Genomic DNA, 13,473 nt, shown 5'->3' with positions numbered 1-13,473 from the left:
CCTATGCTCCCGCCACGAGTCGGTCGGCGACCGCGGGCTGCTTCTCGTAGCGGTAGTCGTCGAGCGGGAACTTGCGGTTGCCGCGCCTGGCCTCGAAGAAGCCCGAGGGACGCAGATAGGTGCTGTCGCCCTGCGAGTTTCGGTAGTAGGTCGGCACGTGCCCGTTGAGTTCGTTGAAGTAGAACCGCACCGCCTCGGCGCGCTGCAGCGTCTTGCGGTGGTAGGCGTCGTGCGCGTCCTGACGCACCTCCACCGTGGTCGCGCCGCGGCGGATGCCCTCCTTGATGGCGCGCACGGCGTGGTCGGCGGTCATCTCGACGAAGGCATGCCAGCCGCTACCGGTCCACGAGTAGGGCCCGACCAAAGTCCACCGGTTCGGCAGGCTCGGCACCGAAACGCTCTGGTAGGCCTGCATACCGTTCTCGGTGTAGAACTTGCCCAGGTCGAATCCGTTGCGCCCCAAAATGGTTCCCGGCCGGTAGGTCTCCGGATCGGAGAACACCTCGTAACCCGTTGCGAGCACGATCATGTCGAACTTGTGCTCGACGCCGTCGCGGGTCTTGATGCCGCGCGGGGTGATCTTCTCGATCGGGTCGGTGGTCAGCGTGACGTTGTCGCGGTTGAACGCCTTCAGATACCCGTTGGACATGGTCGGGCGCTTGGCGACGACACCGAAGTTCGGCGCGAGCTGCGCCTCGGTGGCCGGGTCGTCGATGATCCGTTTCAGGTATCGGCGGTAGGCGGCGATGGTCCACCGGTCGAAGGCGGTCACGGTCGGGCGCACCACGCTCATCGGTGCCGCGACGGCGGCCCGCAGCACGAGGTCGGCCACCACCAGCACACCGCCGTGCACGACCGCCTGCAAGCCGGGCACACCCAGCACGCGCCTGCCCGCCTCGGGCATGGCGAAGTCCGGCTTGGGCAGCGACCACACCGGGGTGCGTTGGAAGACAACGAGTTCGGCGACCTCGGGTGCGATGGACGGAATGATCTGCACGGCACTGGCGCCGGTGCCGATGATGCCGACCTTCTTGCCGGTGTGGTCGTAGTCGTGGTCCCAGTTGGACGGGCGCTGGATCTTGCCCTTGAACGATTTCCAGCCCGAGATACCCGGATCTTCCTTGGGGCGAACGAATGCGCCGACCGCGCTGATCAGGAACCGCGTGGTGATGATCGTGCCGTCGGCGGTGTGCAGCTTCCAGTAGTTGTGCGTGTCGTCCCACTCCTCGCGCAGGACGTTGGTGTTGAAGCGCAGATGCGGGTAGAGCCCGAACTTGCGGGCCACGTCCATGTGGTAGCGCTTGACCTCCGCGCCGTACGGAAACACCCGGCTCCACCCGGAGTTGCGGGCGAACGAGTACTGGTAGGCGATGGCCGGAATGTCCACGCCGAGGCCCGGATAGGTGTTTTCCTGCCAGCTGCCGCCGACCTCATCGGCGCGCTCGATGATGACGAAGTCGCCGACACCGGCCCGCTTCAGTTTCACGCCGGCCGCGAGTCCGCCCGGCCCGGCGCCGATTACGGCGACCTGATGATCGGGCGCGCTGGGCCCGTCTGACAGAGGAGTCGAAAAGCTCACGGTCGTTGTCTTTCTCGTGGCGGGTTGGTGGAGGATTCGCCCGGCATCTTCATCATCCCTGGCGGTCCGGGTTGTCGACACCGTGGTCGGCGCGGAACGGCACCCGATCGGCGAGGCGCTCGAGCCGGTCGAGCATGCCGTTGTGTTCGACGGCGGCGTGGATGTCGGGCTTGGCCGCCACGGTCATCAACGCGCGGACCGGTCCGGGGAACCAGCGAGCCAGCGGGTAGGAGATCCGGGCCTCGAGGCGGATGGGCTCGACCGCGACGTTGCGGCGAATGGCTCGCACGATGATGCGGCCCGCCTTGTCCGGGTGCATACCAAGCAGCGCTTGACCTTTGAGCATCGTCTTGCGAGTGGTCGAGGATCGTTCCTCGTCCAGCACGGACGACATGCGTGCGGTGGACGAGAGATTCGTCGCGATCAGGCCGGGACACACTGCGGTCACGCCGATCTGGTGCGTCGCCAGTTCGGCCCGCAGGCATTCGCTGAAGTGCTTCACCGCGTACTTACTGATGCTGTACGGCGCGGTGTACGGGGCGGCCGCGAACGCCGCCATCGAGGCGACATTGACGAGGTGCCCGCCGCGGCCACGCTCGACCATCTGCGCGCCGAAGATGCGGCAGCCGTGGATCATTGCCATCAGGTTGATGTCGATGATGCGCCGCAGATCCTCCAGCGGGACATCCAGGAACGGCCCGCCGACGAGGATGCCCGCGTTGTTGACCACCACGTCGGGGACCCCGTAGTTGCTTCGGATCTCGCTGCCGAAGTCCTCGAGCGCGGCGGTATCGGCCACATCGAGCCGATACGCCACGGCGAGACCGCCGAGCCGACGGATCTCGGCGATGGCATCCTGCGCGGAGTCCAGATTGATATCGGCGACAACGACTTCCGCGCCGACGGCGGCCAGCGCCTTGGCGGTGCCGCGGCCGATACCGCTGCCCGCGCCGGTGACCACCGCGATGCTCGGATAGAAGGGTTTCATGTTCGTCCTCGATTCGACGGGGGTGTTATGCGACGCGGGTGCGCCGGGTGAACCGGCGCTTGGCCGGGACTCGGTGCACCGCACCGTTGAGGGTGCGCTGGTTGAACGCGCCGATCTCGCCGATCGCCTGCCTGGCGTCCGGCAGCAGGTCGGCACCGGCTTGGAAGACGTGAATGGCCTTGTCCCAGACCTGCATCGTGCAGGGCACACCGGCTTCGGCGCAGCGCTCGGCGAGCGCCTCGGCATCCGCGAGCAGCACCTCGGTGGAACCCACCTGGATCAGCACCGGTGGCAGCCCGGTGAAATGGTGGTTGACCGGTGACCACTTCGGGTCGAGCACGCCGTCCACCAGCATGCCGAGCTGAACCGGAAGCGCCAGCGCGGCGGCGCTGAGCATCGGATCGAGGCGGTCGTTGGGGTGCCCGGCGCGGCGGGCCGAGTCGTAGTCGGCCCACGGCGCGATCGCCACGATCGCGCCCGGCATGGGCAGGCCACGCTCGCGGGCGGCCAGCGCCAGCCCGAAAGTCAGTCCACCACCGGCGGAATCACCGGCGAAGACGATGCGTTCGGGCGGAAAGCCTTGGGACAGTAGCCATTCGTAGGATTCAACGCAGTCCTCGATGGTCTCGCTGAGGTGCGCCTTCGGCAGTTGCCGATAGTCGACATTGAAGACCGGCATGTCGCTCGCCCGGCCGATCCGCGCCACCAGGCGACGATGCGAGTTAAGGCCGCACGCCACGAGCCCGCCACCGTGGAAGTAGAGGATGGCGCTGTCCTTGACCCGCGTCGGGTCGGGGGTATCGCGATGCCACACCCACTCCGCCCGGAAGCGGTCGAAAAGCATTGAGCGCCGCAATGTTCCGCGCGGCGGCAGCAGCAACGCGGCCAGCGGATCGAGCAGGTTGCTGAGGTGGAAATTGCGCGCGTCGCGGTAGGGAATGCCGCGGCCGACCAGGGCCACGATGACATTGATCCCCATCCGCAGCGTCGCATAGGACAGTGGGTGCGCGATGCGCAGCACGAAGCTCGCCCTGCGCGGCAGTTCGATCGTCACAGACGAGACGGGGGGACGGGCCAGAGCCCGTGGCGCGGTCGGCATGTGCGTCTCCTTCTTCCCGGCGGCATTGCCGTTGTCTACACTGTGTAACACAGCGTAGGTTGTCTGGGACACTAGCACGAGGGCGTGCTGATCGGAGCTGAGGTAAGAGATGACCAAGTTCGATGACAAGCTGGTGATCGTGACCGGCGCGGGCAGCGGGATCGGCCGGGCCACCGCCATTCGATTCGCGAAATACGGTGCGCGAGTGGTGGTCAGTGACCTGAACAAAGACACCGCGCAGGCCACCGTCGAGACGATCGAGGCGGCGGGCGGACGAGCCCACCCCTACGCGGTCGACGTCTCAGACAATTCGGCTATGACGACCTTCGCCGCCGCGGTCTACGACGAGCACGGCGCCCCGAATGTCCTGATCAACAACGCGGGCTACACCACGGCCGGACCGTTCCTCGGCCACAGCGTCGCGGATTGGGACCGGATCATGGGCGTGAACTTCTGGGGCGTTGTGCACGGCAGCAAGCTGTTCGGCCGCCAGATGATCGACGCGGGCCGCGGCGGACGGATCCTGACCGTGACCTCACCAGCCGCCGTGCTGCCGATCCCGCTCAGCACCGCCTACTGCACCAGCAAGGCGGCCGCACAGATGCTCACCGAGTGCCTGCGACTCGAATTCGCCGGGACCGGTGTCGGTGTCACGGCGGTACTGCCCGCGTTCATCAACACCGGGTTCTATCCCAACGCGCAGATCGTCGGCCTCGACGCGCAGCAGGGCATTCGCGGCCGGAACATCTCGGTACTCGCCGCCGGGCTGGTGGCGCGTAGCCCGGAAACGGTGGCGCGCAACATTGTTCGGATTGCCGAACGCAATCCCGCGGTCGCGCCGACCCCGTTCGAGGCGAGGCTCGCGTGTACGGCGGGTCGGGTTTCGCCCAGCGGCGCCCGTCTCGCCGCTCGATTCATCGACATCGAAGGACTCCTCGGCACGGCCGAACGATTCGTGCCCGACGCGATTCTGCGCCGCCTCGACACCGCCGCCGCCCGCGCGGTCGCCGCGCGCGACTAGCGCCGAGTTCGACTGTTCCCTTACCTGTTTCGAGGAAGTAGAGCGATATGCCGATCAGCAGCAACGGCGCGACAGCGGGCGACGTGACACCGGATCACGAGGTGATCATCATCGGGGCAGGCTTCGGCGGCATCGCCACCGCGATCGAACTGCGCCGGGCCGGGATTCACGATTTCGTGCTGCTCGAGAAGCACGACGGCATCGGCGGCACCTGGCACATCAACACCTATCCCGGTCTCGCCGTGGACATTCCGGCGATCTTCTACAGCCTCTCGCGGATGCCGTTCACCACGTCCAGCCGGTTCTTTCCGCCGGGCCACGAGATCAAGCAGTACATCGAACGCGTCGTCGACGCCTACGGCCTGCGGCGCAAGATTCGGCTGAACACCAGGGTCACCGCTGCCAGGTGGGACGAGGAAGCTCATCTGTGGCGCGGCACGCTCGACAACGGTGAGGAGCTGACCGCCCGATTCGTCGTCGGCGCACTCGGCATTCTCGAGGAACCGAAACTCCCGGATATCCCTGGCGTGGAGACCTTCGCGGGCAAATCTGTGCATACCGCCCGCTGGGATCATGACTACGAGTACGCGGGCAAGCGCATCGCGGTGATCGGCACGGGTGCGACCGCGCTGCAACTGATCCCGGAAATGGCGAAGATCGCGAGCCACCTGACGGTGTTCCAGCGGACACCGATCTGGTTGGCGCCCAAGCCAGATTTCCGCATCGACTGGGGGCTCGATCGATTCCTGGGCGCGGTTACCCGGTACGCAAAGCGATCCGCGCGGCCATCGCGGGCGGCATCGATGTCGGACTGGTCGGCGGCCTGCTGGCGATGCGCCGGATGCCGCAGTTCATGCCCTACGTCACCCGCGCGGGCGGTGCGCTGTACCGGTCGTGGCTGCGCGACCCGGAACTGGCCGAAAAGCTCACGCCCACTTACGCACCCGGCTGCAAGCGGCCCTCGATGTCCAACGACTACTTCAAGACCTTCAAGCAGAAGGACCGTGTCGCGCTCATCACCGAGAAGATCGAACGCATCACCGAAACGGGTGTCGTCACGGCCGAAGGTGTCGAGCACGAGATCGATGTGCTGGTGTGCGCCAACGGTTTTCGGGTGTGCGAGCGCGGATTCTCCCCCGTCTTCAACGTTTTCGGCGAATCCGGCAAAGAACTGGGCGACTTCTGGCACGAGAACAACTACCACGCCTATCAAGGAGTGAGTGTCGCCCGCTGGCCCAACCTGTTCCTGGTCGGGTGCGGACCGAACACGATCATCCCCAGCTCGATCCTGGTCACCATCGAGAACAACGCGGCACACGCCCGCCGAGCCATCGTCGAAGCGCACCGGCGCGGGGCGACCAAGGTCGACGTCACCAAGCAGGCCTACGACGACTTCGCCGAGTTCTGCGTGCGGCGCACCGAGGGCTCGATGTGGGTCACCGAACCCTGCGCCGGATCCAACACCTACTACGTCAATTACCAAGGCCAACTGGCGATCCGGCCCACCACCGGCATGAACCAGTGGTGGGGCAACCGCCACTTCCCGTTCCGGCACTACACCTTCACCGGGCGACTGCCGTGGGTGGTCGCCGAGCCGATGGCCGAGGCGATCATGGCATGACACCGTCCGAACCGCGTTCGGACGGGTGGTCGCGGCCGCCGGTGCAAACGTTCGGCCCGGCCAGCAGGCAAACTCGAATCACGGCGCGCGCGTTGCGGGTAACGGCCAAGCCCGCGCTGTACGGGTTCGCGTTGTCGGTGCGGGCGGTCAATCGCCGGGCTCCGGATCTGGTGCAGCGTATCTCCTTCGCCGGAACCGACCTCCCCGGCCTGCTGTTGCCGCCACCCCGGGGCACCACTGTCGAGTCGGCGGCACTTCCGTACTGCCGGGCCGAATGGGTCACGGCCAGCGCGGCCGGCGGTCCAGCCTGCGCCACGGTGATCTACTTTCACGGCGGTGGGTTCATCGGACCAAGCTCAGCGGCCCGAGCCGAGCGGACAACCGGACCGACGAGCTCAGCGATGCGCTGATCCCCCAGGCGTTCGCCAGGCTCGTCGACGAGGTGTATTGCACCAAGAACGGCACCGAACCGTTCCCGGCACCCGTGGATTGCGATCTCGGCGGCCTCGGTCCGTTCCAGCCGGTTCGCGCGAGTTCCTCACCGCCGACGCGGTGCGACTGGCGCAGCTACTCACAGAGGTCCGAGATCGCCACCTTCATCCGACACGTCACGTCCGGTGCCGACGACGCGGTCGCCCCTTAACTGCAATAGATCCGCGAAGAACCCTTCCCACCGGAAGCTTTTCCGGTCGCGGGAGAGCGTCTAATGCGTTGGGTTGCATTATCTTTCAGCACACAACCGCCAGATATCGGAAACATCAGAAACGAATCTGTTTACGCCTCAGGGGAATCCCCCATTTCGCCGTCTGCCGGTGGACGTACCCTTCCCGTGGATCGCGCGGCCGAGCAACCCATCGGCCACGTCCATGACTCGACTCGCACGCCGCTTCGCCCCCACCTCGGCTATTACGTCCGATCGGTCGGACTTATTGCGATAGGATGCTCACATGACGAACAGGCACCCCGCCGACGGGCGCCGAGCGCGCGGCGATCGATCCAGAACGGCCGTGCTGGACGCGGTGGTCTCGATGGCCTCCGTCGCGGGACTCGGCGCGTTGAGCATGGGCCAGGTCGCCGCCGAAGCGGGCGTGAGCAAGTCCGGCCTGTTCTCGCTCTGGCGCGACAAGGAGGAGCTGCAGCTGGCGGCCATCGAACGGGCTCGGACGCAATGGTCCGAGCTGGTCGTGGCGCCCGCGCTCAAAGCCCCGCCCGGCGTACGCCAGCTGTGGGCGCTGCACGAATCACGCTTGACCTTCTACACCGATCTGGTGCTGCCCGGCGGCTGCTTCTTCGTGGCCATCCAGCACGAGTTCGACGACCAGCCCGGGCCGGTGCACGACCGGCTCGTCACACTCGCGCACGAGTGGGATGCGTTCGTGCACTCCATCATTCGCACCGCGCTCGATACCGGGCAGCTGCGGCCGGATACCGACCCCGGCGTGCTCGCCTTCGAACTCGACGCCCTGGGCTACGGCGCGGTCACCCGCGCGCGACTGCTGGACCGCGACGCCGCGTTCGCGCAGGCACGGGCCGCCATGCTCGGTCGCCTGCGGGCGTACTGCACGGATCCGTCGATTCTCCCGGCGTCTTGAGGTAAAACTTTACGACCGATCGTTCTCATTGTAGGCTGGCGGGACCCACCGAAAGGAGCCGCGCATGCCCACCATGCAGCCCGCGTATCACATCGGAATCGTCGTGGCCGACCTCGAACAGGCCATGGCCGAGCTGGGCAAGATCGGCCTGGAATGGCACGCGCCGACCAGGAACAACAGCGACATCCACCACAACGGCGAGACGATGAACATCCAGCCGTGGATGACCTACTCCAAACAGGGACCGCCCTACCTGGAACTGCTCGAGCAGATGCCGGGCACCATCTGGGCCGAGACCGGCCTGCACCACCTCGGCATCTGGGCCGACGACGTACTCGAAGAGTCGAAGCGCCTCAGCGCCGAGGGGCTGCCACAACTGATCTCGTCGCACGACAACACCTCCGACTCCCCCTCCTGTTACCACCAGACCTCCGACGGCGTTCGCCTGGAACTGATGGACATCGGCCGGGTCGGCCCCGGCCTGGCGCTCTATCTGAGCGGCGCCGCCGACGACTACCTCAACAGCCTGCGGACACTCGGGTAGCCGCCTGATCGATCCGGCTCGGCGAAGGCGTATGTTCGGTAGGTAGTTTCCCTGCCGTGGACAGGCAGAAGGGGTGGTGTGAGGGTGCAGGCCGAGCCAGCGAGACCCGCCGATCGGGTTCCCGCCATTTTGCCGGATTCGACTACGCTGCGGACGTTTTCGACCAGCAGACCGCCTGGTCTACGTTGCGTGGGCCAGATCGACCTTTCCACGCATGACGCGTGGGAAACCGCGCTGGCCGAGCTACCGGGCACCCCCGACATCCACCTGGAATTGTCCGAGCTGACCTTCATCGACACCCACGGCACGCTGATACTGGTGGAAGCCACGAATCAGGCGGCGCAGGGACGCAGGGTCGTGCTGCACAACCCGCCCGTGACGCTGGTCCGCATCCTGGACCTGTTCTGGCCGTCGCTCCCGACAATCGAGGTAGACCGCGCATGACCAGCACCACCGCCGGACCACCCCCCGCAGACCCCTTCGTGCACCCGGCGCTGTTCTACCGCGACACCGAGGAGTACCTGGCCGGCACCCTCGGGTTCATCCGAGAAGGCTTGGCCAACAACGAACCCGTCGCGGTGTCGGTCCCCGGACCCAACCTGGAACTGATCCGCGCCGAACTCGGCGCCGACGCCGACGCGGTGCGGCTGATGGACATGACCGTCGAAGGGCGCAACCCGGGCCGGATCATTCCCGGCGTGCTCCGCGCCTTCGCCGACAACTACCCGACCGGTCGAGTGCGCATCATCGGCGAACCCATCTGGGCCGGGCGTTCCGCGACGGAGTACCCGGCGTGCGTGCAGCACGAGGCACTGATCAATGCCGCGTTCACCGGTCGCGAGGTCAGCATCCTGTGCCCCTACGACACCGAACGCCTCGACCCGACCGTGCTGGTCGACGCGCACGCGACCCATCCGACCCTGATCGACAGCAGCGGTGAACGCCCAAGTGGCGCATACGATCCCGACCGCATCGTCGCCTCGTACAACAAGCCGCTGGCCCCGCCGCCCGCGATCGCGCGCGTCATCGCCTTCGATGCCACGTCGCTCACCGAGGCCCGGCACCGGGCAGGCGAGTTCGCCAACCAGGCGGGGATGACCGAGGACCGCATCATCGACCTGGAGTTGGTCGTCGCCGAGACCATCACCAACTCGGTGGTGCACGGCGGCGGCAGCGGCACGCTGACCCTCTGGATCGACGGCAGGCAACTCCGCGCCCAGGTCCGCGACGCGGGCCACATCACCAACCCCCTCGCCGGCCGCCTGCCACCCCAACCATTCCAATTCGGCGGCCGCGGCCTGCTTTTGGTCAACCACCTCACCGACCTGGTCCGCATCCACACCGGCGTGCACGGCACCACCCTCCAGATGGACCTCCGCCTGGCCTGACCGGCCGAAATCAGCCGTGCCGCAGCGCCGCGATGATGTACGAGCGCAGGATGTCGTGCTTCTGCTCGGTGAAGGTCTTCTCGGTCAGGTTGCGCACCCGATCGTCGAAGGCACTCAGGGTCAGTGCACCGACCGAGAACAAATAGGCCCAGTGGTAGAAGCCATCGCGTTTACCGGGTAGCGCCACGCGCAGTGCCTCGATGAACTCGCGAGCCATCGGGTCGAACAGCTCGCTGATGACCGGGCGTTGCTGACTCGACGGGTCGGCACCCTCGCGAAACACCAGCCGAGCGAACCAGACGTCGTCCGGATCGTTGTGCAGCGCCAGTACCGGATCGGTGAAGGCGTGCACGATCTGCTCCACCGCGTCGTCGGCGTGCAGGTCCGGAATGGCGGCAAGCCGATCGATACGTTCCTGGTTGATGTACTGCCGATCTTCGAAGATCGCGACGTACAACTCCAGCTTCGTGGTGAAGTGATAGACCACCAGCGACAGCTTGACCTCGGCCGCCACCGCGATCTGACGCATGGTCGTGCCGTGGTACCCCTCCTGCGCGAACACCTTTTCGGCGGCGCGCAGGATCGCGGTACGACGCCCGCCCGCAACCGTCACCACCCACATCCTCTCGTCACGAATGAATTTACCTCTTGCACCCACTGACTGTACGTACGTACAGTCAGTGACAGCGGTCACACGCCGCAAGGATCCACCGGAGGGACAGTCGGCATGCAGTCTTCCGACAAATGGGTAGTGCTCACAGGCGCATTCGTGGCCTACATGTTCGATGCACTGGAGATCCTCCTGCTGTCACTGTCACTACCCGATATCCGCGCGGAGTTCGGACTGACCGCGACCCAGGGCGGCCTGCTCGTGACGGCGACCCTGCTCGGCATCGGAGTGAGCAGCGTGACCGCGGGCTGGCTCGCCGACAACTACGGCCGCAAGCGCGCGTTGCTGGTCTCGCTCGCGGTATTCGGCGTTTTCACCATCGCGCTCACGGTGGTGCCCAACTTCGCGGTGTTCCTGATGTTGCGTTTCGTAGCGGGACTCGGTCTCGGCGGGGTGTGGGGCGCGGTGTCGACGTACGTCGTCGAGACCTGGCCCGCCGCCCAGCGTGGACGTGCGGCCGCCTTCGTGCTCAGTTCGTTCCCCGCGGTCGCCGCGTTGCTGGCCGGTGCGCTGCTGCCGAACTGGCGGCTGCTGTTCTTCCTGGCGGGCATCGGTGTCGTGGTGCCATTGCTGATCGTCGGCGCCTTCTTCCGCGAGTCGGCGGAATGGACCGAGCAGCGAAGCACCCCGGTGAAAGTGGCGGAAATCTTCGCCCCCGCCTTACACGGCCGGACGCTACTCGGCGCCACCGTCGCCGGACTGGCATTGTTCGGCTGGTGGGGCGCGTCAACCTGGCTACCCACCTACTTACACGCCGACCGCGGCATCTCGACCGCGACGGTCAGCCTGTTCATGACCGTGCTGAATCTGGGAATGTTCTTCGGCTACAACGTTTTCGGCCTGATCGCCGACCGGATCGGCCGCAAGAACGCACTACTCCTTTCACTCACCGGCGTGGCAGCGACCTTGCCGCTGTATGTGGTCGCCGCCGACCGCACCGCACTACTCTGGCTCGGCCCACTGTTCGCGTTCTTCGCCGCGTTCACCGGAATCTTCGGCTCCTACCTCGGCGAACTGTTCCCGCCCCGGGTGCGCGCGACCGGCGCCGGGTTCTGCTTCAACGTCGGGCGCGGTGTGGCCGCCTTCGCCCCGCTGACGCTCGGCGCGCTCGCGACCGCCACCGGACTCGGCACCGGGTTGGTCATCTGTGCCGGGTTCTTCCTCTGCGCGGCATTCGTCATGACGTTCCTGCCCAACTTGCACAGCACGACAACAGTTCCCGCACCGTCCACGCTCGAGATCGAAGGAGCATCATGACCACGTTCGTCGACATCTCCGTCCCGCTGCGATCCGGTATCACCTCCGACCCACCCGGTATGCGCCCCGAGATCGAGTACCTGAACCACAAGGACACCGTGGCCGACATGCTGGCCATGTTCCCCGGTGCCGGACCCGAAGTTCTCCCCGACGGCGAGGCGTGGGCAGTGGAGTGGGTCCGGCTGACCACCCACTGCGGCACCCACATGGACGCGCCCTACCACTACGCCTCGACCATGGACAACGGGCAGCGCGCGATCACCATCGACGAAGTACCGCTGGAGTGGTGTTTCCAGCCCGGCGTGAAGCTGGACTTCCGCGACCTGCCCGACGGATATGTGGTGACGCCGAACGACATCGACGCCGAACTGACCCGGATCGGGCACACGCTCAGCCCGCTGGAGATCGTCGTCGTCAACACCAGCGCGGGCACCCGCTACGGCGAAGACGACTACCTTGCCCGCGGCTGCGGCATGGGCCGCGACGCCACCTTGCACCTGCTCCGGCAGGGCGTGCGGGTCACCGGCACCGACGCGTGGAGTTGGGACGCGCCGTTCAGCTACACCGCCCGACGCTATGCCGAAACCGGTGACGGCTCGATCATCTGGGAAGGCCACAAGGCGGGCCGGGACACCGGCTACTGCCACCTCGAAAAGCTGCACAACCTGGAAGCGTTGCCCGCCAACGGATTCCGTATCTCATGCTTCCCGCACAAAATACACGCCGCCTCCGCGGGCTGGACCCGCGCGGTGGCCATCATCGACGACACCGAGGAGAACTGATGAAATTCGCCGCCCTGCGATTCGACGGCCGATACCGGCAGGCCCTCGTGCACGACGACCGCCTGCACCCGCTCCCGGCAGGCACCGACCTGTTCGAACTACTGGCCGCCGGGCCGACCGAAGCGGAAGTTCTCAGCCGGTGCGGCGTGCCTGTCGCACTCGCCGGACAACACCTTCTCGCGCCCGTCCGCCCAGCGTCCATCCGGGACTTCATCACCTTCGAACAGCATGTCGAAGGGTCGTTCCAGGGCCTGCGCGAGCCCGCGGTACCGCCGGAGTGGTACGAGATCCCGACGTTCTACTTCACCAATCCGCACGCGCTGATCGGGCCGCACGAACCGGTCCCGCTGCCGCCCGGCTGCACTGTCTTCGATTTCGAACTGGAGGTCGCCGCCATCATCGGCACCGACGGTGCCAACCTGCCCGTCGAAGAAGCGGAACGGCACATCGCCGGCTACAGCATCTTCAACGACTGGTCGGCCCGCGACCTGCAGATGTACGAGATGCGCCTCGGCCTCGGGCCGGCCAAGGGCAAGGACACCGCCTCGACGCTCGGACCCTACCTCGTGACACCGGACGAGCTCGAGCCCTACCGACAGGGTGACCGGTTCGATCTCACCATGTCGGTGTCGGTCAACGGGACGCCCATCGGCAAGGATTCCCTGGCCAATTCGGCGTGGTCGTTCCCGGAACTGGTCGCCTACGCCAGCCGCGGCACCGTCGTCCGCGCCTCGGACATCCTCGGCTCCGGGACATGCGGTGGCGGCTGTTTGGTGGAGCTGTGGGGTCGCAACGGCGGCGAACAGGTGCCCCCACCCCTCACCATCGGGGACACCGTCACCATGGAGGTGGACGGTCTCGGCAGCATCGAGAACTCCGTAATCGCAGGTCCGCCTGTGCATCCCGTGCCCGCCGCGCGCCGCGTACGCTGA

At 66.5% G+C, this 13,473-nt stretch carries 14 protein-coding genes and 1 pseudogene; 11 read left to right on the top strand and 4 right to left on the bottom strand.

Annotated features, from left to right (window positions below; all coding sequences use genetic code 11):
• Position 1: 1 nt before the first annotated feature.
• Genes ACQPW1_RS08705 through ACQPW1_RS08695 form a run of 3 tightly spaced genes read right to left on the bottom strand, consistent with a single transcriptional unit; the run spans position 2 to position 3,666 of the window.
• Positions 2-1,579, bottom strand: coding sequence for a flavin-containing monooxygenase (locus tag ACQPW1_RS08705; RefSeq protein WP_433662215.1), 1,578 nt, complete (start codon positions 1,577-1,579; stop codon positions 2-4).
• A 52-nt stretch (positions 1,580-1,631) separates the two neighbouring features.
• On the bottom strand, positions 1,632-2,567 hold the full coding sequence (locus ACQPW1_RS08700; protein WP_433662214.1) for an SDR family NAD(P)-dependent oxidoreductase: 936 nt from the start codon (positions 2,565-2,567) through the stop codon (positions 1,632-1,634).
• A 25-nt stretch (positions 2,568-2,592) separates the two neighbouring features.
• Positions 2,593-3,666: an alpha/beta hydrolase gene (locus ACQPW1_RS08695; RefSeq protein ID WP_433662213.1), complete on the bottom strand. Its 1,074-nt coding sequence runs from the start codon at positions 3,664-3,666 to the stop codon at positions 2,593-2,595.
• 109 nt (positions 3,667-3,775) lie between these two features.
• On the opposite strand from ACQPW1_RS08695, the gene ACQPW1_RS08690 reads away from it, so the two are divergent.
• The 8 genes and pseudogenes from ACQPW1_RS08690 (at position 3,776) to ACQPW1_RS08655 (ending at position 9,832) form a co-directional block, all read left to right on the top strand.
• On the top strand, positions 3,776-4,687 hold the full coding sequence (locus ACQPW1_RS08690) for an SDR family NAD(P)-dependent oxidoreductase (RefSeq protein WP_433662212.1): 912 nt from the start codon (positions 3,776-3,778) through the stop codon (positions 4,685-4,687).
• A 47-nt stretch (positions 4,688-4,734) separates the two neighbouring features.
• Positions 4,735-5,346: pseudogene (locus ACQPW1_RS08685) on the top strand (flavin-containing monooxygenase); the annotation flags it as partial.
• Between the two features lie 182 nt (positions 5,347-5,528).
• A complete protein-coding gene (locus ACQPW1_RS08680) occupies positions 5,529-6,308 on the top strand; it encodes a hypothetical protein (protein ID WP_433665600.1) in 780 nt (259 codons plus the stop codon).
• Entirely contained in the window at positions 6,305-6,718 is a 414-nt protein-coding gene (locus ACQPW1_RS08675) for a hypothetical protein (protein WP_433662211.1), read from the top strand. Before ACQPW1_RS08680 ends, ACQPW1_RS08675 begins: the two co-directional genes overlap by 4 nt.
• Positions 6,719-7,255: 537 nt before the next feature.
• Positions 7,256-7,900, top strand: a complete 645-nt coding sequence (locus ACQPW1_RS08670; protein ID WP_433662210.1) for a TetR/AcrR family transcriptional regulator — start codon at positions 7,256-7,258, stop codon at positions 7,898-7,900.
• Between the two features lie 64 nt (positions 7,901-7,964).
• A complete protein-coding gene (locus ACQPW1_RS08665) occupies positions 7,965-8,444 on the top strand; it encodes a VOC family protein (RefSeq protein ID WP_433662209.1) in 480 nt (159 codons plus the stop codon).
• Positions 8,445-8,633: 189 nt separating this feature from the next.
• Positions 8,634-8,888, top strand: a complete 255-nt coding sequence (locus tag ACQPW1_RS08660; RefSeq protein WP_433662208.1) for an STAS domain-containing protein — start codon at positions 8,634-8,636, stop codon at positions 8,886-8,888.
• Complete coding sequence (locus tag ACQPW1_RS08655; protein WP_433662207.1) at positions 8,885-9,832, top strand: anti-sigma factor RsbA family regulatory protein; 948 nt, start codon at positions 8,885-8,887, stop codon at positions 9,830-9,832. The genes ACQPW1_RS08660 and ACQPW1_RS08655 overlap by 4 nt, the downstream gene beginning before the upstream one ends.
• 10 nt (positions 9,833-9,842) lie before the next feature.
• Here the strand turns inward: ACQPW1_RS08655 and ACQPW1_RS08650 are convergent, their stop codons facing one another.
• Positions 9,843-10,445, bottom strand: a complete 603-nt coding sequence (locus ACQPW1_RS08650) for a TetR/AcrR family transcriptional regulator (RefSeq protein WP_433662206.1) — start codon at positions 10,443-10,445, stop codon at positions 9,843-9,845.
• Between the two features lie 114 nt (positions 10,446-10,559).
• On the opposite strand from ACQPW1_RS08650, the gene ACQPW1_RS08645 reads away from it, so the two are divergent.
• From ACQPW1_RS08645 to ACQPW1_RS08635, 3 genes are read left to right on the top strand one after another with little or no spacing between them, the layout of a single operon-like run.
• Entirely contained in the window at positions 10,560-11,759 is a 1,200-nt protein-coding gene (locus tag ACQPW1_RS08645; protein WP_433662205.1) for an MFS transporter, read from the top strand.
• Positions 11,756-12,541: a cyclase family protein gene (locus ACQPW1_RS08640; RefSeq protein WP_433662204.1), complete on the top strand. Its 786-nt coding sequence runs from the start codon at positions 11,756-11,758 to the stop codon at positions 12,539-12,541. The genes ACQPW1_RS08645 and ACQPW1_RS08640 overlap by 4 nt, the downstream gene beginning before the upstream one ends.
• Positions 12,541-13,473, top strand: coding sequence for a fumarylacetoacetate hydrolase family protein (locus ACQPW1_RS08635; RefSeq protein ID WP_433662203.1), 933 nt, complete (start codon positions 12,541-12,543; stop codon positions 13,471-13,473). Before ACQPW1_RS08640 ends, ACQPW1_RS08635 begins: the two co-directional genes overlap by 1 nt.

Source organism: Nocardia sp. CA-128927 (assembly GCF_050955855.1).
Classification (GTDB): domain Bacteria; phylum Actinomycetota; class Actinomycetes; order Mycobacteriales; family Mycobacteriaceae; genus Nocardia.
This window is presented reverse-complemented; position numbering and strand designations above follow the sequence as displayed.